The organism is Rhizobium sp. NXC14, assembly GCF_002117485.1.
In the GTDB taxonomy this organism is placed as follows: Bacteria; Pseudomonadota; Alphaproteobacteria; order Rhizobiales; family Rhizobiaceae; genus Rhizobium.
The window spans coordinates 911,985-929,655 of record NZ_CP021030.1 but is presented as its reverse complement, the minus strand read 5'-3'; the positions used below and the strand labels follow the sequence as shown (position 1 = coordinate 929,655).

17 protein-coding genes are annotated in these 17,671 nt (G+C 62.2%); 5 read left to right on the top strand and 12 right to left on the bottom strand.

Annotation, left to right across the window (positions count from 1 at the left end; genetic code table 11):
* The first annotated feature begins 119 nt into the window (after nt 1-119).
* The 3 genes from NXC14_RS04535 to moaB are packed head-to-tail and all read left to right on the top strand — an operon-like array spanning nt 120 to nt 3,400.
* On the top strand, nt 120-1,952 hold the full coding sequence (locus tag NXC14_RS04535) for a tetratricopeptide repeat protein (protein ID WP_085777150.1): 1,833 nt from the start codon (nt 120-122) through the stop codon (nt 1,950-1,952).
* Between the two features lie 12 nt (nt 1,953-1,964).
* Nucleotides 1,965-2,849 carry a 4-(cytidine 5'-diphospho)-2-C-methyl-D-erythritol kinase gene (locus NXC14_RS04530; protein ID WP_085777149.1) on the top strand — a complete coding sequence of 295 codons (885 nt, stop codon included), beginning with the start codon at nt 1,965-1,967 and terminating at the stop codon, nt 2,847-2,849.
* A complete protein-coding gene (gene moaB / locus NXC14_RS04525; RefSeq protein ID WP_085777148.1) occupies nt 2,849-3,400 on the top strand; it encodes a molybdenum cofactor biosynthesis protein B in 552 nt (183 codons plus the stop codon). The genes NXC14_RS04530 and moaB overlap by 1 nt, the downstream gene beginning before the upstream one ends.
* An 80-nt stretch (nt 3,401-3,480) precedes the next feature.
* On the opposite strand, the gene NXC14_RS04520 is transcribed toward moaB, so the two are convergent.
* Nucleotides 3,481-3,837: a hypothetical protein gene (locus NXC14_RS04520; protein WP_085777147.1), complete on the bottom strand. Its 357-nt coding sequence runs from the start codon at nt 3,835-3,837 to the stop codon at nt 3,481-3,483.
* Nucleotides 3,838-4,207: 370 nt separating this feature from the next.
* Nucleotides 4,208-4,726 (bottom strand): glycosyltransferase family A protein, encoded by a 519-nt coding sequence (locus tag NXC14_RS04515; RefSeq protein WP_085777146.1) that lies wholly within the window; start codon nt 4,724-4,726, stop codon nt 4,208-4,210.
* A 140-nt stretch (nt 4,727-4,866) separates the two neighbouring features.
* Between NXC14_RS04515 and NXC14_RS04510 the strand changes: the two genes are divergently transcribed.
* Together NXC14_RS04510 and NXC14_RS04505 are read left to right on the top strand one after the other, a co-directional pair.
* Nucleotides 4,867-6,024: a PA0069 family radical SAM protein gene (locus NXC14_RS04510; RefSeq protein WP_085777145.1), complete on the top strand. Its 1,158-nt coding sequence runs from the start codon at nt 4,867-4,869 to the stop codon at nt 6,022-6,024.
* A 167-nt stretch (nt 6,025-6,191) separates the two neighbouring features.
* Nucleotides 6,192-6,881 (top strand): ribonuclease HII, encoded by a 690-nt coding sequence (locus NXC14_RS04505; protein WP_085777144.1) that lies wholly within the window; start codon nt 6,192-6,194, stop codon nt 6,879-6,881.
* A gap of 377 nt (nt 6,882-7,258) precedes the next feature.
* Here the strand turns inward: NXC14_RS04505 and NXC14_RS04500 are convergent, their stop codons facing one another.
* The 10 genes from NXC14_RS04500 to NXC14_RS04450 form a co-directional block, all read right to left on the bottom strand.
* Entirely contained in the window at nt 7,259-7,750 is a 492-nt protein-coding gene (locus tag NXC14_RS04500) for a F0F1 ATP synthase subunit B (protein WP_085777143.1), read from the bottom strand.
* A 3-nt stretch (nt 7,751-7,753) separates the two neighbouring features.
* Nucleotides 7,754-8,377, bottom strand: a complete 624-nt coding sequence (locus NXC14_RS04495; RefSeq protein ID WP_085777142.1) for a F0F1 ATP synthase subunit B — start codon at nt 8,375-8,377, stop codon at nt 7,754-7,756.
* 77 nt (nt 8,378-8,454) lie between these two features.
* On the bottom strand, nt 8,455-8,682 hold the full coding sequence (locus NXC14_RS04490; protein WP_003588243.1) for a F0F1 ATP synthase subunit C: 228 nt from the start codon (nt 8,680-8,682) through the stop codon (nt 8,455-8,457).
* A 68-nt stretch (nt 8,683-8,750) separates the two neighbouring features.
* Entirely contained in the window at nt 8,751-9,503 is a 753-nt protein-coding gene (locus tag NXC14_RS04485) for a F0F1 ATP synthase subunit A (protein WP_085777141.1), read from the bottom strand.
* Between the two features lie 63 nt (nt 9,504-9,566).
* Nucleotides 9,567-9,902, bottom strand: coding sequence for an AtpZ/AtpI family protein (locus NXC14_RS04480; protein WP_085777140.1), 336 nt, complete (start codon nt 9,900-9,902; stop codon nt 9,567-9,569).
* Between the two features lie 271 nt (nt 9,903-10,173).
* Nucleotides 10,174-11,385 carry a cell wall hydrolase gene (locus tag NXC14_RS04475; RefSeq protein ID WP_198175524.1) on the bottom strand — a complete coding sequence of 404 codons (1,212 nt, stop codon included), beginning with the start codon at nt 11,383-11,385 and terminating at the stop codon, nt 10,174-10,176.
* Nucleotides 11,386-11,732: 347 nt separating this feature from the next.
* Nucleotides 11,733-13,631 (bottom strand): potassium transporter Kup, encoded by a 1,899-nt coding sequence (locus NXC14_RS04470; protein WP_085777138.1) that lies wholly within the window; start codon nt 13,629-13,631, stop codon nt 11,733-11,735.
* An 18-nt stretch (nt 13,632-13,649) separates the two neighbouring features.
* Nucleotides 13,650-14,624, bottom strand: a complete 975-nt coding sequence (locus NXC14_RS04465; RefSeq protein ID WP_085777137.1) for a magnesium transporter CorA family protein — start codon at nt 14,622-14,624, stop codon at nt 13,650-13,652.
* Between the two features lie 451 nt (nt 14,625-15,075).
* Entirely contained in the window at nt 15,076-16,245 is a 1,170-nt protein-coding gene (locus NXC14_RS04455; RefSeq protein ID WP_085777135.1) for an Mrp/NBP35 family ATP-binding protein, read from the bottom strand.
* 614 nt (nt 16,246-16,859) lie between these two features.
* Nucleotides 16,860-17,594 (bottom strand): LuxR family transcriptional regulator, encoded by a 735-nt coding sequence (locus tag NXC14_RS04450; RefSeq protein ID WP_085777134.1) that lies wholly within the window; start codon nt 17,592-17,594, stop codon nt 16,860-16,862.
* Between the last annotated feature and the right edge of the window lie 77 nt (nt 17,595-17,671).

The window sequence follows — 17,671 nt, the reverse complement described above, 5'->3', positions numbered from 1 at the left end:
CCCGATCGAGGCTGATTTTCTTGCAGCGCCGCTCCAAAAAAGCCATCCTGTTATGACTCAGTGATGACGACTGATTTGCGACCGGCAGCGGCCGGACGCTCTCGAAGAAAGGTTTTCTAATGCGGCAGAGAATTGCCATCCGTCTCCTTACGAGCGCAGCGCTGGCGGCTGTCCTTTCGCTTGGCGGCGTTGCCGGCGTGAGTGCCGAAGATGCGGCCAAGGCGGGCGATGCCGGCAAAGCCGAGAGCTTCTTCGATGCCGATAACGTCACCACGTTCTCAGGCGCCTTCCTCGCCGCGCGCACAGCCGATGTCGATCACGATTACGAGACCGCGATCGCGCTCTACAAGAAGGCGCTGCAGATCGAGCCCGGCAATCCCGAGATCCGTCAGCGGCTGATGATCTCGCTGCTGCTCAACGGCGACATCAAGGAAGGCGTCAAATACGCCAATGATCTGAAGAGCGATCCTTCGGTCGAGCGTATCACCACGATCGTGCGCGCCATGGATGCCGTGCGCCGCGACGACTACAAGACAGCCGAGTCGATCCTGAAATATAAGGGTCCGAACGATCTCGACCGGATGATGAACGACCTGCTGCTCGCCTGGGCCCGCGTCGGCGCCGGCCGCGGCAAGGAAGCGCTCGCCATGGTCGAGAAGATGAAGGGGCCGGACTGGTTCCGCATCTTTCAGAACTACAATGCCGGCGCGATCGCCGTCGTTACCGGCGATGTGAAGTCGGCCCGCCAGCATCTCAACGACGCCGTGCTCGACAAGGAAGGCGGGGCGACGGCGCCCGACACCTTCATGCGCGCGGTGATGGCGCTTGCCCGCCTGGAGGCGGCGCAGGGCAACAAGCAGAAGGCGCTCGATGCGGTTTCCGTCGGCGATAACCTGCTGCCGAACTACGCGCCGCTGAATGCGCTGCGCGACAGCATCGAGAAGGGCGAGAAGCAGGAGCAGCAGGTCAAGACGGCCGAAGAAGGCGCCGCCGGCGTGCTCTTCTCCGTCGGCGGTGCTCTGAACCGCGATGGCGCCGAGGATATCGTCTCTCTCTACCTGCAGACCGCGAAGGCGCTCGACCCCAACAGCGCCGATACACTGGTGCTGCTCGGCGGCATCGCCGAAAAGCAGAACCAGATGGACCGCGCCATCTCCCTCTATAAGAAGGTGCCGGAAGATTCGCCGATGCGGCGCATCTCCGAGCTTCAACTCGGCCTCGCCCTTGCCCAGGGCGGCAAGGTCGACGAGGCGCGCAAGCACCTGCAGGCGCTGATCGCCTCCGATCCGAAGGATATCCGCAGCTACCTCGCCTATGGCAGCGTGCTCTCCGACGCCAAGGACTACGAGGCGATGGCCGCCAATTACGACAAGGCGGTCGAAGTGATCGGCCCAATCCCCGGCCGCGCCAACTGGAGCGTCTTCTTCCAGCGCGGCATTGCCTATGAGCGGCTGAAGAAGTGGGACCAGGCCGAACCGAATTTCCGAAAAGCCCTGGAGCTCAACCCCGACCAGCCGCAGGTGCTGAACTATCTCGGCTATTCCTGGATCGACATGAACCGGAATCTCGACGAAGGCCTCGCCATGATCAAGAAGGCTGTCGATCTTCGCCCTGACGACGGCTACATCATCGATTCGCTCGGCTGGGCCTATTTCCGCCTTAACCGCTTCGACGACGCCGTCGACGAGCTGGAGCGGGCTGCGCAGATCAAGGCCGGCGACGCGACGATCAACGACCATCTCGGCGATGCCTACTGGCGGGTCGGGCGCAAGCTCGAAGCAGTCTACCAGTGGAACCGGGCGCTCGCCTCCGAGCCTGAAGCGGCCGAAATTCCGAAGATCAAGGAAAAGATCGCAAACGGCCTGCCCGCTAGCGACGATGCCAAGGCGGCCGACAAGAAGCAGCCGGATCCGGCGCCGGTCATGCCGCCGCCGGTCGACAAGAAGTCCTGACGGGCGCGACCTATGCCTGAGCAGGGCTTGGCCGACGCTTTCGGCGTCACCGAAGAGGCGCGCGCGAAGATCAATCTCGCCCTGCATGTGACGGGCCAACGGCCGGACGGCTATCACATGCTCGATATGCTGGTGACCTTCGCAGGTTGCGGCGACCGGCTGGGCTTCCTGCCCGCGCAGGCCGACGCCTTCACCCTGTCGGGCCGCTTCGGAGAGACGCTTGCCGGCGACGGCGACACCAACCTTGTAATCAGAGCGCGCGATCTCCTGCGCGAGGCTGTCGGCGCCCTTGCCTTCCCTGTTCACATCCATCTCCAGAAGAACCTGCCCATTGCCTCCGGCATCGGCGGCGGCTCGGCCGATGCGGCGGCGACCCTGCGGGGGCTGATGCGCCTCTGGGGCTTGCGATTGCCGGTGGAGACGCTGGCGGCGCTGGCGCTGAAGCTCGGCGCCGACGTGCCCATGTGCCTCGAGAGCCGGCCGCTGATTGCCCGCGGCATCGGGGAGGAGATCGAAGCCGTGCCCAATCTGCCGGCCTTTGCCATGGTGCTGGCCAACCCGCTGAAGGGGGTTTCGACGCCGGAGGTTTTCCGCCGGCTCACGGCAAAGAACAATTCACCCCTGACGCTCGCACACACCGAAGGCTGGCTTGCGGCGATCGGCGCGGCTCGCAACGACCTGGAGCCACCGGCACGCGAAGCCGTGCCCGAAATCGCGGCGATCTCGGCGATGCTGCAGGCTGAGGGCGCTCTTCTTGCCCGCATGTCCGGCTCCGGCGCCACCTGCTTCGGGATCTTCGCCGATATGGCCGCCGCGCGCCATGCGACGGCAGCTCTTCACGAGGCGCGGCCCGACTGGTATTTCCAGGCGACGGAAACGGTTTCGGGGGGCATGTGATGGCAGGTTTGGACGAAAAACGGCCCTTCATCGCCGTCGGCATAGCCGTCCTCACCGTCTCGGATACGCGCACGCCGGAGACGGACAAGTCCGGCGATACGCTGGCGGTGCGGATCGCCGAGGCCGGCCACATGCTGGTCGAGCGGGCGATCGTGCCCGATGACCGGGAGAAAATCGCCGCTCAGGTCAAAGCCTGGACCGAGCGGGATGAGATCGATGTCGTTATCACCACGGGCGGCACCGGCTTTACCGGCCGAGACGTGACGCCCGAGGCGCTGGAGCCGCTGTTCGAAAAGCGCATGGATGGCTTTTCCGCTGTCTTCCACCGTATCTCCTATGACAAGATCGGCACGGCGACAATCCAGTCGCGCGCCACCGCGGGCGTTGCCAACTCCACCTTCATCTTCGCCCTGCCCGGCTCGCCCGGTGCCTGCCGGGACGCCTGGGACGGCATATTGAAAGCACAGCTCGACTATCGCAGCGTGCCTTGCAACTTCGTCGAGATCATGCCGCGCCTGGACGAGCATCTGAAACGCGGCGCAAAGAAATAGACTGGCGCTGCCGTTACAGTGCCGCGGTCGCGCCGTCGAAAACCTGATTTAGACTTTCGAGGCCGACGCGCTGGCCTGTGTTATGTGGCAATGCCCGGCAGAGCCGGCATCGAATCCCAGCCATCACCCGACAGCAGAATGCAACTTATGCCGTGGACATCCGTGACGACGAGCGTCCAGGTGCCGCTTTTGGCGGCATAGACCTCGAGAACGGCGTTTTGGTTGATCAGGCCGACGGCGGTGAGCTTCTCACCGAAATTCCTGTCGAGGAAACTGATGACGTCGGGTCGGCCTGCGCAACTGAGCATCGTCTGCGATGCTGCCGAATTCGGATGCGCGATCACCAATGTCGGCAATATGACGGCCAGCAGGCCGTAGATCCTACCGCGTACGCCGCAGATCCTACCGCGCATGCGGTAAATCCTACCGCTTGGCATGACGCACCTCCTTTCGCCGGAAACCCGGCAGAAGAGGAGATTTTTCGCCGACCTGTTCTGCCGTTCACCGGCATTCCACGGCATCCGTTGCGAAGCGCGGCGCTTCGGCGGCGCCATAGGTGAAGTATAGCGCGAAATCCGATTGGGCGCCATCTTTGCACGATGGCGGGACGTAATCACCAAAGCGCGCTTGCGACGAGACCAGCCATCCGGCTGCCGCCACCTTCCCCCTTGCGGGCGAAGGGGATATGCCGCACCGGCTTCCTCCATCTCGACGTTGCACTGGGCACGTCCCCTCGCCCCGCTTTTACGGGGAGAGGGTTAGGAGAGGGACAATCTCTCAGACAGGCTCGATGCAGCGATGGGCATTCTACCGCGTGGCACGCGCCACCCAGGAAGGAATCAATTCACTTGCAAGCTTGCGCGGCTTCTGGCCCTTGGCGAAGTCGGCAACAGGCATCCCGCTTCTGGCAGCGGCGAGCGCCAGGTTCTTCGGCATCAACAAGCCAAGCTCCAGCGGCGGTCGACCGCGGGCAACACGCTGGAAGAACGGGCGTCGATAGCCGCGCGAGGCGGCAAAGCGCGCTGGTGTCTTATTCAGCGCCACATATTCGGCGATCTCATCGATCCAGCCGGCCTGCGGCCTGGCGCCCGGCTCGATAAAGAGCAGCCATTCGCCTCGGGCGGAGCGCACGATGTCCTTGATATCCCATTGTGAATGGAACCGGCAGCCGGCGGCGTCGGCGACCCGCGAGGTGCCGTCTCGCGAGCCGTGATCGAGCACGATCACATCGCTGACGAGCCCTTCCACCGCGCCTGCCACCAATACCGATAAGGTCTGCGCCAGTTCGGATTCCTGATCCTGGCATTCGAGAACAACCGTCAACATCGACTATTCATAATGCGCCGCACAATTTTTTGCCAGCACCGTTTTGCGTATTTTGTTCTTGCATTGTTCTCGTTTTATCGATAGGAATTTAATCATCACAAACGGGCGGAGACAACGGCTTTCCGCTGCGGGAGAATCCGATGAGAGAGCAGTCCCTGGCAGGGCAGGCCGCATTCGCGCCTGCCAATACGGCAGATATTGCCGATGCGATGATCGTGTCCTCCGGTCTTCGGGTCGAGGTTGACCGGCGGCGCGGGCGTGGAGCGGGACTGAACCCAACAGGCCGGTTCGAAGCGCTGCAGCGGGAGACCTTCGACGACGGTTGGCAGACGCTGGAAGAACTGCCACCGTTCAAGACCGTGGTTCAGATCGAAAAGCCGCGCACCGCGATTACACGCAATGAATCGCCGGACCTTTCCTTCGACCGCTCGATCAATCCCTATCGCGGCTGCGAGCACGGCTGCATCTATTGTTTCGCCCGCCCGACGCACGCCTATATGGGGCTTTCGGCGGGGCTCGATTTCGAGACGAAGCTCTTCGCCAAGCCCGATGCGGCGAAGCTCTTGGAGCGGGAGCTCGCCAAGCCGGGGTACAAGGTGAGGGTGATCGCGATCGGCACCAATACCGACCCCTATCAACCGATCGAGAAGGAATGGCGCATTATGCGCGGCATCCTCGAGGTGCTGAACAAGGCGAACCATCCGGTGTCGATCGTCACCAAGTCGGCGATGATCCTGCGCGATCTCGACATTCTGCAGGAGATGGCCGGCAAGAACCTGGTGCGCGTCGGCATCTCGGTCACCACGCTCGACCGCAAGCTTGCCCGGGCGATGGAACCGCGCGCCGCCACGCCGCCGCGACGGCTGGAGACCATTCATGCGCTGTCTGAGGCAGGGATTCAGACTGCCGTCATGGCCGCTCCGCTGATCCCGGCGCTGAACGACCACGAATTGGAGCGCATTCTGGAATCGGCGAAGGCTGCCGGCGCGACCGAGGCGAGTTATGTCATCCTCAGGCTGCCGCTTGAAGTCAGCCCGCTCTTTCGCGACTGGTTGCTGCAGCACTATCCCGATCGTTACCGGCACGTGATGTCGCTGGTGCGCTCGATGCGCGGCGGCAAGGATTACGACGCCGAATTCGGCAAGCGCATGAAGGGCGCCGGTCCCTATGCCTGGCAGATCGCCCGGCGCTTCGAAATGGCGGCGAGACGCTTCGAGCTGACACGCCGCAGCGTGCCGTTGCGCGACGATCTGTTCGTGCCACCGGATGGCAGCGGCGTACAGCTGTCTCTGCTCTGATTTTTTAAGCTTGCGCATCGGCTGCTCAGAAAATCCGCCCTGTTTTCGAGCCCCGAGCGCAATTTCCGCGGATGGCCCTGACCGCCTCCATCCGCCGGACCGTCCCCGGCCGCCGCCCTGATCCGGGGACTTGCGGGAAATCGGGTTGGCGTGCGAGGTTCAGCCGCATGAAACGTCGCACGCCACCCGATTCTCCCCTGCTTTTCGACACGGTCCCTCTCGTGCCGGATTTCAAGCTTGAGCTCAAAGCCCGCAAGGCCGGCCACTGGCCGGTCGCCGGCGCCGACGAGGCAGGCCGCGGGCCGCTGGCGGGGCCCGTGGTGGCCGCTGCGGTCATCCTCGATCCGAAGCGCATCCCTGAAGGCCTCAACGATTCCAAGCAGCTCTCGGCGCAGCGGCGCGAAGAACTCTTCGTGCAGATCCTGGCGACCGCGACGGTTTCCATCGCCTCCTCCAGCTCGACCCGGATCGACGAAACGGACATACGCAAGGCAAGCCTGGATGCGATGCGCCGCGCCATCTGCAGCCTCGCCATTCCCGCAAGCTACGTCCTGACAGATGGGCTTGATGTGCCGCCCGGCCTCGATTGCCCAGGACAGGCCGTGGTCAAGGGTGACGCCCGCTCGGTTTCTATCGCCGCCGCCTCTATCGTCGCCAAGGTGACGCGCGATCGGATGATGGCGCGGGCGCATCATGTATTTCCCGATTACGGTTTTGCGGCCCACGCCGGCTACGGCACGGCGCAGCACCGCGCCGGCATTGAACAGCACGGCCCCTGCTCCCTGCACCGGATGAGCTTTCGGCCACTGCGGAAGGACGGCGACGAGCCTGAGATGGACGAACTGCTTTCGGAATAGTCGCCGAAAAAAGATCGGCATATTCCGCCTTTGGACTGGCGATCAGCCCCTCATCCGGCTGCCGCCACCTTCTCCCCGCATGCGGGAGAAGGGGATATACCGCCCTCTCCGTTCCCCTTAGTCTAGCTCTCGCAGACACGTCCACTCGTAAGGCCATCCGAGAGCGAGCTGCAAAAGGACAGAGTGGAAGGGACAGAAAGGTTGCTGCATGTCCCCTTCTCCCTGCAAGCGGGAAGGTGGCGGCAGCCCGATGAGGGGCGGACGCCGGAGCAGGGACGCTGCGCTGCCTCCGCACGAGGCCAAGCAAAGAACAGGCCTTATCACCAAAGAAAAAGGCCGGGACATGCCCGGCCTTTCCTTATTCCAGTCGATACTGCTCAGTTGAGCCGTGTCTTGACCTGTCCGACGGCGTTGCCGAAGAGCTCGGACTGGACCTTGCCGTCGGCCTTCTTGGCGAGCACCGTTTCTGCGGCCGCGATGGCAAGGTCGACGGCGGCGGAACGCACCGCCTTCATCGCATCGGCCTCGGCCTGCTTGATCTTCTGCTCCGAGAGCGCCGTGCGGTTGGCGACGAATTCTTCCGTCTTCTTCTTCGCCTCGGCGGTCAGCATCTCGGCTTCGCGCTCAGCGGCGGCAACGATATGGGCCGCTTCCGCTTCCGCTTCCTTGCGCTTGCGCTGGTATTCAGCGAGCAGATGCTGGGCTTCCTCGCGCAGGCGCTTGGCTTCGGCCAATTCATTGCGGATCTGGTCGGCGCGGTCGTCAAGCGAGCGTGCCATCATGCCCGGAACCTTCAGATAGACGACCAGCGCCAGAAAGAGGACGAGGCCGACAAAGGCGAAGAAAGTCGCGTCGAAATGAAATTCCATCGATCAAGCCTCCTTCTTGGCGGCCGCGACGGCGGCGGCGACATCTGCCTGCGCAGCGCTGCTGCCGATCAGCTGTTCGACGACGGCGGCTGCCGTTTCCTCGGCAATGGTGCCGACGTCGGCGAAGGCCTTGGCCTTGATGTCGGCGATCCGGGCTTCCGCAGCCTTGATCTTTTCCGACAGGCTGGCCTCGACGGTGCGGCGATCCTCTTCGGCCTTGACCTTGGCGGCGTCGCGGGCGGCGGAACCGATCGCGTGGGATTTGGCGCGGGCAGCGGCCAGTTCGCCTTCATAGGTCTCGACGGCGGCATCGGCTTCCGCCTTCAGGCGGCCTGCTTCTTCCAGGTCCTGGGAGATGCGCGTGTGGCGCTGGTCGAGGATGGCCCCGATGCGCGGCGCAATGACCTTTTGCATAAGGAGGTAGAAGACGCCGAACGTAATCACCAGCCAGAGCAGCTGGGAGGCGTAGGTCGTCGAATCGAAAGGCGGGAACGGGCCGCGGGCGTGTTCGCCTTCGGCAACACCGGTCTCGGTATGGACCTCGCCTGCGGCCGGAGCGGCATGCGCATCCGTGCCGGTCGCTGCCGCCGGTGCTTCTTCAGCGTAAGCCGGGGTCACAAAAAACATGCTCACCTCCAGGTGGACTGCAAATGCAAAGGATCACGGCTTGCGGTCGCAGGCCGTGATCCATCTATTCGCCGATATCAGACAGCGAAGAGGAGGAGGAGAGCGACGAGCAGCGAGAAGATGCCCAGAGCTTCCGTAACGGCGAAGCCGAATACCAGACGGCCGAACTGGCTGTCAGCGGCAGACGGATTGCGCAGAGCGCCGGAGAGGTAGCTGCCGAAGATATTGCCGAGGCCGAGAGCCGTACCGGCCATACCAAAGCAAGCCAGGCCTGCACCGATGAACTTTGCTGCTTCCGCTTCCATGTTGAACTCCTTTGAAATGGTTGTTGCGGCGAATGACTGACGCCCTGGAGACGTCGTTGTCGTTATCCTTAGTGCCCGCCCGGATGGATTGCGTCGTTGAGGTACATGCAAGTCAGCACCGCGAAGACGTAAGCCTGAAGGAAGGCGACGAGGAACTCGAGACCGGTCAGGGCGACGGTCATGATGAGAGGAAGAACGGCGCCGCCGACACCGACCGCACCGAGGGTTCCAAGCGAGGCGACGAAGCCTGCGAACACCTTCAGCGTGATGTGACCGGCGAGCATGTTGGCGAAAAGACGAACGGAGAGCGAAATCGGACGGGACAGGAAGGAAATGATTTCGATCGAGACGACCAGCGGCAGCAATATGCCGGGCACGCCCGAGGGCACGAAGACATTCAGGAAGTGGAAGCCGTGCTTATAGAAACCGTAAGCGAGCACCGTACCGATGACGAGAATCGCCAGCGCGAAGGTGACGATGATCTGGCTGGTGATCGTGAAGAAATAGGGGAACATGCCGAGCAGGTTCGCCGTCAGCACGAACATGAAGAGCGAAAAGACCAGCGGGAAGAACTTCATCCCCTGCTTGCCCGCGCCCTCCTTCAGCATGTTGGCGATGAATTCATAGGACATTTCCGCGACCGACTGCGAACGGCCGGGCACGATGGCGCGGTTCGAGGTCGAGAAATAAAGGAAGCCTGCGGCAACGGCTGCCGAAGCGACCATGAAGAGCGATGCGTTGGTGAACGAAAAATCAATTCCGCCGATTTCGATCGGCACAATCTTCTGGATCAGGAACTGATGAGTCGGATCGTTAGACACCGCTTGTTCTCTCTCTTTGGCCCGCAGGACGCGGGGTCATTGCACTGGACCGGGACCGGCCCCCTATTTCTTGTCGTCCTTGTCCAGAGGGTGGGCCACCACCCCCGCAGAACGCAGCACGTTCAGAACGCCGGCACAGAATCCGAGAAGCAGAAGAACAATCAACCCCCAAGGCGCCGTGCCAACAAAACGGTCGAGAAGATAGCCAAGGACGGCGCCGACGACGATCGCGGAAATGAACTCGCTGGAAAGCTTCATCGCCTGGGCATAACCTTTGCGGCTTTCCTCGGCGCGGGCTTCGCTTGCCTCTTCCACTTTCGCCTCTACGCGCTTGGTCGCGAGTTCCGCTTCCAGCTGCGCACGGCGCTTCTCAAGACTTTCCTCGCGGTCGTCCGCCATGGATCTCTCCTCGCCTGCCCGTCGCCCGCACTCCCGCTACCCCGGTCATTCGGACCCCGGACGCGAAGGTTGAGAACCTTCCGGCCCGTTCTGAAGTCGCGCGCAACATAGTTTTAGGGCTTGGTATAGTCAAGGCGTAGACGGCTTCTGTCCAGCCAGAAAATAAATTTGTGAAATCAAAGGGATAAGTCGATTTCCGGCCGAGCGCGCAAATTCGACGGAAAGAATCCGCTTTTGGGGGCGGAAAATCGGCATCGCCCAACGCCTTCTCTCAGCTCCAGCCGCCGCCATAGGTGCGATAGAAGACGTGAAGACCGATGCGCCCGACCTTTTCCATGGTCTTTGCCCATTTCGGGCGGACGTAAACGGCATGGTAGTGCGTCGCCGAACCCACCTGCGGCAGCCAGATCCTGCCTGATGTCACCGCCATGGCCACATCGCGGGCGACCCGCCAGTGATATTGCGAATTCACCCGGTCCTTGATGGCGTCGCAGGCGAAGGAAAACTGGCAGCGGTTGCGCCAATCCTCGTTCTGGTAGACGACGCCGCAGATGCTCTTGGGATAGGCGGGGTTGCGAACGCGGTTGAGTATGACCTGGGCGACGGCCGCCTGGCCCTTCACCGACTCCCCGCGCGCCTCGAAATATATGCCTGAGGCAAGGCATTGCTGCTCGCGGGCGGAAAAGACGCTCGGCGGCAGCACGCTTGCGGCCCAGGCGTGGTCGCCCGGACCGATCTGGGGGACGAAGCGGCCGCTTTCCGGTTCGGTCAGGATCGAATCGAACGGCGAGTGGCGGGCATAATCCGGTGCCGCCGGCGCATAGGCGGTGGCAAGCACGTCGGCCTTGTTGCTGGTGACGAGGCTTGCGAGCATCGCCGGCACGCCGACCTCCGGCCTCACCGGCTGTTTCCTATAGAAAGAGGTGGCGATCTCGATTTCCCTACCCTGGATCTTCGGCTTGACGAAAGCCGACCTGTCCTTGAGATCGAAATTCGGAGTGAACAGCATCTTGGTGCGCTCAAGAATGGAGCCGGCGGAAAAGTCTTTCGGCGGCTGCATCTTCTCGATGGCGACGACGCGGCCCTTCTTCGTGCCGCGAATGACCCGGTCCTCGTCCGGCGTGTCCTCGTGCCCCTTGTCCTTGGCCGTAAAAGCCACCTTGCGGCCGTCGGGCAGCACCATGCCGGCGCCTGAGGCGATCGAGCCGGTCGCTGCCGGATCGGCGAAGGCGAGCTCGGCCTGATGGATGGAGCCGGCCGGCGAATTGGTCAGCACCATGCGCCAGCTCTCCCCCTCACGGTCGAGACCGGCAAGCATGGTGGCGAGATCGGCGTGGGAGGCAACGCTCGGGAAGATCAGCCAGCCGGCAAGTCCGAAGATGACGGGCGACACCCAGTTCTCGGGAAGAAGACGCAGCTTGCTACGGGAAGGGCTCTTTCGACGCAACACGAACTCCGGGCATGGAACGCGGGAACATGCTATCGAAAATCTCTCATTAACCTTGATGTCTGGTTAACGAGGCGTGCCGGAAAGTAGCAGTGTGAGTTTTTGGATGTTCTAATATGGCTGATAACTTCGTCCACCAGGAGCCGCTGCGCTCGTGGTGGCGCTATGCCTGTTGACCTGAACCTGCGGGGCGAGTTCGACGGCAACGAATCCCCAATCTCCGTCGTCCTCGGCCTTGAGCCGCGGACCCATGCCTCAGCTGCTGGTGGGTGCGGTGTGGATGCTCGGCTCAAGGCAGCTCAAGGCCGAGCATGACGGACCTTAGGTGGCGGAAGGGCAAATCCAAAGCGCGGGCGCTGACGTCAGCAATCACTTCCCATCCATCAAATAATAACGTGCGAGCCCAGCTCCACCACCCGGTTGGCCGGCAGGCGGAAATAGTCCGAGGGGTTGGCGGCGGCGTTGGCCAGCGCGATGTAGAGCCGGTCCTGCCAGTAGGGCATGCCCGACTTGGCATCCGGCACCAGCTTGCGACGGCCGAGATAGAAGGAGGTCGACATGATGTCGAACTTCAGTCCGGTCTTGCGCAGCGTCGCGAGCGCCTGCGAGACGTTCTGCGATTCCATGAAGCCGAACAGCAGTTCGACACGGGAGAAACGCGGGGAAATCTGCTCGACCTTGTAGCGGTCCTGGCTCGCCACCCGCGGCTTATTGACGGTGCGGATCGTCAGGATGACGTTGCGGTCGTGAAGCACGTGGTTGTGCTTGAGATTGTGCAGCAGGGCGGCGGGGGCCGATTCCGGATCGCTGGTCAGGAAGATCGCCGTGCCCGGAACCTGGGCCGGCGAATGCTCGCTCTTGCGCTCGATGGAACTGACGAAGGAAGCGAGCGGAATATCGGTGTGCCGGGTCTTCTCCATCAGGATCGCGGTGCCGCGGCGCCAGGTCCACATGACGACGGTAAAGGCGGTGGCGATCAGGATCGGGATATAGCCGCCATCGTGGATCTTCAGAAGGTTGGCGCCGAGGAAGATCATTTCCAGCACGACGAGTGGCGCGAGCGCGATCACGGCGACCGGCAGCGACCAGTTCCAGCGTGCGCGGACGAATTCGAAGGCCATGATCGAGGTGACGACCATGGCGCCGGTGACTGAGATGCCGTAGGCGGTCGCCAATGCGTCCGAGGTCTTGAAGCTCAGCACCAGGAAGATGACGCCGAAGAACAGCACGGCGTTGACCGACGGCACGAAGATCTGTCCCGTGTTGGTTTCTGAGGTGAAAAGGATTTCCATGCGCGGCAGGAAGCCGAGGTTGATGCCCTGGCGCACCAGCGAAAAGGCGCCCGTTATGACGGCCTGGCTGGCGATGATCGTCGCCGCCGTCGCCAGGATGACGACCGGCAGCAACGCCCATTGCGGATACATCAGATAGAAGGGGTCGGACATCGTCATCGGATTGCCGAGGACGAGCGCACCCTGCCCGAGATAATTCAGCGTCAGCGCCGGAAACACCAGCAGGAACCAGGCCCATTGAATCGGGCGGCGGCCGAAATGGCCGAGGTCGGCATAAAGCGCCTCGGCACCCGTTACGGTCAGGAAGACGGCACCGAGCACGACGACGCCGTAAAAGCCCTCATGCAGCAGGAAGCTGACAGCATAATAGGGGTTGAAGGCGGCGAGGATGCCGAAATCGTCCGAGATATGGGAGATGCCGGCGGCGGCCATGACGAGGAACCAGAGAGCAGTGATCGGCCCGAAGAACTTGGCGACGGCGCCGGTGCCGCGCGATTGCACGACGAAGAGCAGCGCCAGGATCACCACCGAGATCGGCACGATATATTCCGCCAGGCTGGGCGTGACGAGTTTCAGACCTTCGACCGCCGACAGCACCGAAAGTGCCGGCGTGATCATCGCATCGCCGAGGAACAGGGCAGCGCCCATCAGTCCGAGCAGCATCAGCAGTGCGGTATGGCCGTTGGCGGTCTTCATCAGAAGGGCGAGCAGCGACAGCGTGCCGCCCTCACCGTCGTTGTCGGCGCGCAGCAGGAAGAGGACGTATTTGATGGTGACGATAATGGTCAGCGCCCAGATCATCAGGGAAATAAGACTGATGATCTCGAAACGGGTGACGCCGTCATGGGCGACGGGCTTCAGCGCTTCGCGGAATGCGTAGAGCGGGCTCGTGCCGATATCGCCGTAGACGACACCAACGGAACCGAGCGCGAGATAGAACAGCTTGCGCGGCGTCATGTGGCGTTCGTGCGGATCGCTCTCTTCGGACATGAAATTTCAACAGGCTCTTCAGAGCCAGCCTTTCCAGCGAAAAAAGAAAAAGGGGATGACGGCTGATATTACCATCAAGGCCAGCGAATAGGGATAACCCGCCGCCCAGGCCAGTTCCGGCATGACCTGAAAATTCATGCCATAGATGGAAGCGACCAATGTCGGCGGCAGGAACACGACGGAGGCGATCGAGAAAATCTTGATGATCGAGTTCTGTTCGATGTTGATGAGGCCGAGTGAGGCGTCGAGCAGGAAGGTGATGTTGCCGGCGACAAAGGAGGCATGCTCCGACAGCGATTGAATATCGCGCGAGACGGTGCGGCAGAGCTCCTTCGCCTCGCGGTCCTGCTGGATCGCCGGGACCGTGTAAAAGAACGTCAGAAGCCGGGAAAGCGAGCCGAGACTGTCGCGCAGCTTGCTGATCATGCGGTGATGACCGGCGATATCGCGCAATTTCTGCTCGAGGTAGTTCGAAGGCTTGCGGACCTTATTCGCCCTGCCGAAGACATGCGTCGACAAGATGTCGATGCGCGAGACGGAGGTTTCGAGGATTTCGGCGGTCCGGTCGACGATCGTCTCCAGCAGCTTGGCGAGAAGGGCCGCGCCGCTGCGCCAGTTTTCCGGCAGCCGGTGAAGGGCGGCGATGAACAGCGCAAAGGATTTCGGTTGGGCGTAGCGGATGGTGACCAGGCGGTTTCCGGCCAGGATGAAAGCGACATCGGTCAGCGTCGGCGCGTCGGTGTCCGCCTTCCAGACGAGCGAAGCGGTCATGAAGACGGCGTCGTTTTCGATATAAAGGCGAGCCGACGGTTCGATGTCCTTGAGATCGTCGCGAGTCGGGACCTCGATGCCGAGAACCTTCTCGACATAAAGCTCCTCCTCGCGGCTCGGCTCGAGCATATCGATCCAGACGACATCCTCGGGAAAGGATGCCGGCTGCGAGAGATCGCGGATCTCGACCGATTTGCAATTGGAACGGTAAGCGGTGATCACCGGCAGCGTCTCCGATGCTCACGACACTTCGCGGTCATCATCTTCATTGCAAGCCTTTCCATCCGTCCGCCATCGCGGCAATGCGAGGGTGGCTCGTTCCAGGCCCAAACGGAAGCGGATCAAGAAAGTTCATACAACTCCGGCTGCATCCGGCCTCGAAAGCCAGCATGCGCATTGTGCTCCACCGCATCGCAGTTACCAATCCCTTCGACCTTGCAGGCGGTCCGGGACCTTCGAAACGAAGACGGCCGTCATTGAGCATCTGCAGCAATGCCATCATGGCGCCGCGGCATATGAAGCAAAGCCGTGAAATAATCAAGACATCTTCCGTGAAGCGCGGCTTTTCACCACATTTCCCGCACAATTCGAGGTGGTCGCAACGGTGATTCGGCGCTTCAGCGCTTTGCTGTCATGCGCTCCGGCCCGGAAGTCCTGCCCATAAACAGAGACGTCATTCAAAGACGATCGCCGGCGCCGCGCGCTGGGGCTGGCCGCCGAGCTGCTGCCACACCTTGGCAGCGATGCCGCGATAGATGCCGGCGACGACGCCGTTCGGATCGGAGGCGACGAGCGGCGTGCCGGCATCGGACGTTTCGCGGATGTTCATCGTCAGCGGCACTTCGCCGAGGAAGGGCACGCCGATGCGCTCGGCCTCCTTGCGGGCGCCGCCATGACCGAAAATGTCGTAGCGGGTGCCGGTGTCGGGCGCTATGAAATAGCTCATGTTTTCGACGATGCCGAGAACCGGCACCTCGACCTTGCGGAACATGTTGAGGCCCTTGCGGGCATCGATCAGGGCGAGATCCTGCGGCGTGGAAACGATGACGGCGCCGGCAAGCGGCACCTGCTGGGCCATCGTCAATTGCGCATCGCCGGTGCCGGGCGGCATGTCGACGACGAGAACGTCGAGCTCGCCCCATGCCACTTCGCGCAGCATCTGCATCAGGGCAGACTGGACCATCGGTCCGCGCCAGATCATCGCCGTCTCCTCGTCGACGAGGAAACCCATCGACATGACCTTGAGGCCGTAATTCTCCATCGGATTGATGATACGGCCATCGATCTGCGTCGGGCGGCCGGAGATCTTCAAGAGCCGCGGCATTGACGGGCCGTAAATATCGGCATCGAGAATGCCGACCCGGAGACCGTTGGCGAGCAGGCCGAGCGCCAGGTTGACGGCGGTGGTGGACTTGCCGACACCGCCCTTGCCGGAGGCGACGGCAATGATGGCGCCGATACCGGGGACACCGATCTTGCCGGCGCGGGGCGGCTGTTGCTGCGGCGCATGCGCGTGGCTCCCATGATCATGACCGGCATGACCGTGGGGCGGGTTCGGGGCCGGGCGGGCAGCGGGCGCCGCGGCGGCCGCCTTCTTGTCCGCCGTCAGCGTGACGAGCGCACCCTTGACACCCGGCATCTCCTTGATGACGCGCTCGGCGGCGAGCCGCATCGGCTCCAGCTCCTTGGCGCGTTCGGCCGGAACGGTGATGGAAAAATAGACCTTGCCGTCGGAGATGAAGACATCGGAGACCATGCCGAGCGAGACGATGTCGTGTTCGAGATCCGGTCCGCGCACGGTCTTCAGCGTTTCGAGAACCTGTTCCTTGGTGACGTCGGTCATTCCACCCTCATTGCTTTTTCTCGCAGACTACGGCGCCACGCGTCTTTCGAGGCGCGCACATGATTTTAGCCTCGGCCGATTCCGACCAAGGGATGAAATCATGCGGTAGAGATAGTGGAGCCGCACGTCTTCGCCAAACAAAATCATCGGGAGGAAAATCAATTTGCCGGCTGCGAAAACGCCGGCGGGGATCCCGCGAATCCGCTGCGGCCATCAAGTCCGCCGGGCTTCTCGCCCTGATGGCCGCAACGGTCTCTCTCCCCAAGAACCGGCGCAATGCGGGGCGAATTAGCGCAAGCCGAAAAAAAGGCCAGTGAAAAGTGACCGGGAAGGGGAAATCGTAAACAGCTCCGCAAGAAGCGGTGCCAAAAGGCAACAACCGCCACCGACGCCGAAGGCCGGGAGAGAAGCGGCGTCGGCGTCGGGCAGCGGTGTGTCGGCCGCGCCATTTCCTGGCGCTGGTCATCAAAGTCCCCTCTGGACCTCTGGCAAAGGAGATGCAGAAAGCGTGCCAGATGAAAAAATCGGGAAAAGCGCCGAGAAGCGCCGCGGCAACATCCCGGTTCTGCCTAAGCGCTGAGCGGACGGCCACGGCGCGCCGCCATCTTTGCGACTTATTTGATCAGGCCGATCCGCAGTGCCTTGGCGACCGCCTGGGTGCGGTTGACCGTGTCGAGCTTCTTGGTGGCGCGGTTGAGGTAATGATTGACCGTATGCTCCGACAGCGTGAGGATTTCGGCAATCTCGGCGCTGGTCTTACCGGCCGCCGTCCAGTTGAGGCAGTCGATCTCTCGGTCGGTTAGCGAATCCGTCATGCGCGTATCGAGGTTGCGGATTTCGGCAAGCCTGTCAAAGACATGGATGGCGATATAACAAAGCTCGCGCATTTCGGCGGCGCTGAAGGGTTCGCGGTCGCCGGAGAAGGAGACGGCACCGCGCAGGCCGGAGGCCTCGTGGGTTGGGAAATAGGCGCCGCGTATCATCCTGAAACGCTCGAACAACCCCGTGACCAGGACGGACTTGCCGTCGTCCCGCGCCCAGGCCTCCCGCGACATGTCGTAAAAGAAAGGCCGCGTCGATGTTCTAAGCCGCCTTAAAACCGGGCTGTTCACCATCAGCGCTTCCTGGTCGTAGAGCGCCAGAAGCTCGGCCGGCCAACTGGTGATGACGGTGTTGGCCTGCAGGTCGAGAGAGGTGATCGGCGGCAAGTTGAGAACCATGAAGACGCGACTGCGATAGGCTTCCGTGACGCGTTTCAAGAAACGGAAAATATCGAACTGCGTCTTCAGGCCGGCGATTTCGTTGATATAATCGTCTTCTTCAGTGGATGCCTGTGACAAGGGTGCCATCACATTTCTTCATCTTCGACACAGCAGTCGGGAAATCCCACGCGAATTCTGCCGCCGCAGTTGGTTGGACTGTATCA

Coding starts and splice junctions, on each gene's coding strand:
- NXC14_RS04535 (WP_085777150.1), top strand. CDS start 120: ATGCGGCAGAGAATTGCCATCCGTCTCCTTACGAGCGCAGCGCTGGCG.
- NXC14_RS04530 (WP_085777149.1), top strand. CDS start 1,965: ATGCCTGAGCAGGGCTTGGCCGACGCTTTCGGCGTCACCGAAGAGGCG.
- moaB (WP_085777148.1), top strand. CDS start 2,849: ATGGCAGGTTTGGACGAAAAACGGCCCTTCATCGCCGTCGGCATAGCC.
- NXC14_RS04520 (WP_085777147.1), bottom strand. CDS start 3,837: ATGCCAAGCGGTAGGATTTACCGCATGCGCGGTAGGATCTGCGGCGTA.
- NXC14_RS04515 (WP_085777146.1), bottom strand. CDS start 4,726: ATGTTGACGGTTGTTCTCGAATGCCAGGATCAGGAATCCGAACTGGCG.
- NXC14_RS04510 (WP_085777145.1), top strand. CDS start 4,867: ATGAGAGAGCAGTCCCTGGCAGGGCAGGCCGCATTCGCGCCTGCCAAT.
- NXC14_RS04505 (WP_085777144.1), top strand. CDS start 6,192: ATGAAACGTCGCACGCCACCCGATTCTCCCCTGCTTTTCGACACGGTC.
- NXC14_RS04500 (WP_085777143.1), bottom strand. CDS start 7,750: ATGGAATTTCATTTCGACGCGACTTTCTTCGCCTTTGTCGGCCTCGTC.
- NXC14_RS04495 (WP_085777142.1), bottom strand. CDS start 8,377: ATGTTTTTTGTGACCCCGGCTTACGCTGAAGAAGCACCGGCGGCAGCG.
- NXC14_RS04490 (WP_003588243.1), bottom strand. CDS start 8,682: ATGGAAGCGGAAGCAGCAAAGTTCATCGGTGCAGGCCTGGCTTGCTTT.
- NXC14_RS04480 (WP_085777140.1), bottom strand. CDS start 9,902: ATGGCGGACGACCGCGAGGAAAGTCTTGAGAAGCGCCGTGCGCAGCTG.
- NXC14_RS04470 (WP_085777138.1), bottom strand. CDS start 13,631: ATGTCCGAAGAGAGCGATCCGCACGAACGCCACATGACGCCGCGCAAG.
- NXC14_RS04455 (WP_085777135.1), bottom strand. CDS start 16,245: ATGACCGACGTCACCAAGGAACAGGTTCTCGAAACGCTGAAGACCGTG.
- NXC14_RS04450 (WP_085777134.1), bottom strand. CDS start 17,594: ATGGCACCCTTGTCACAGGCATCCACTGAAGAAGACGATTATATCAAC.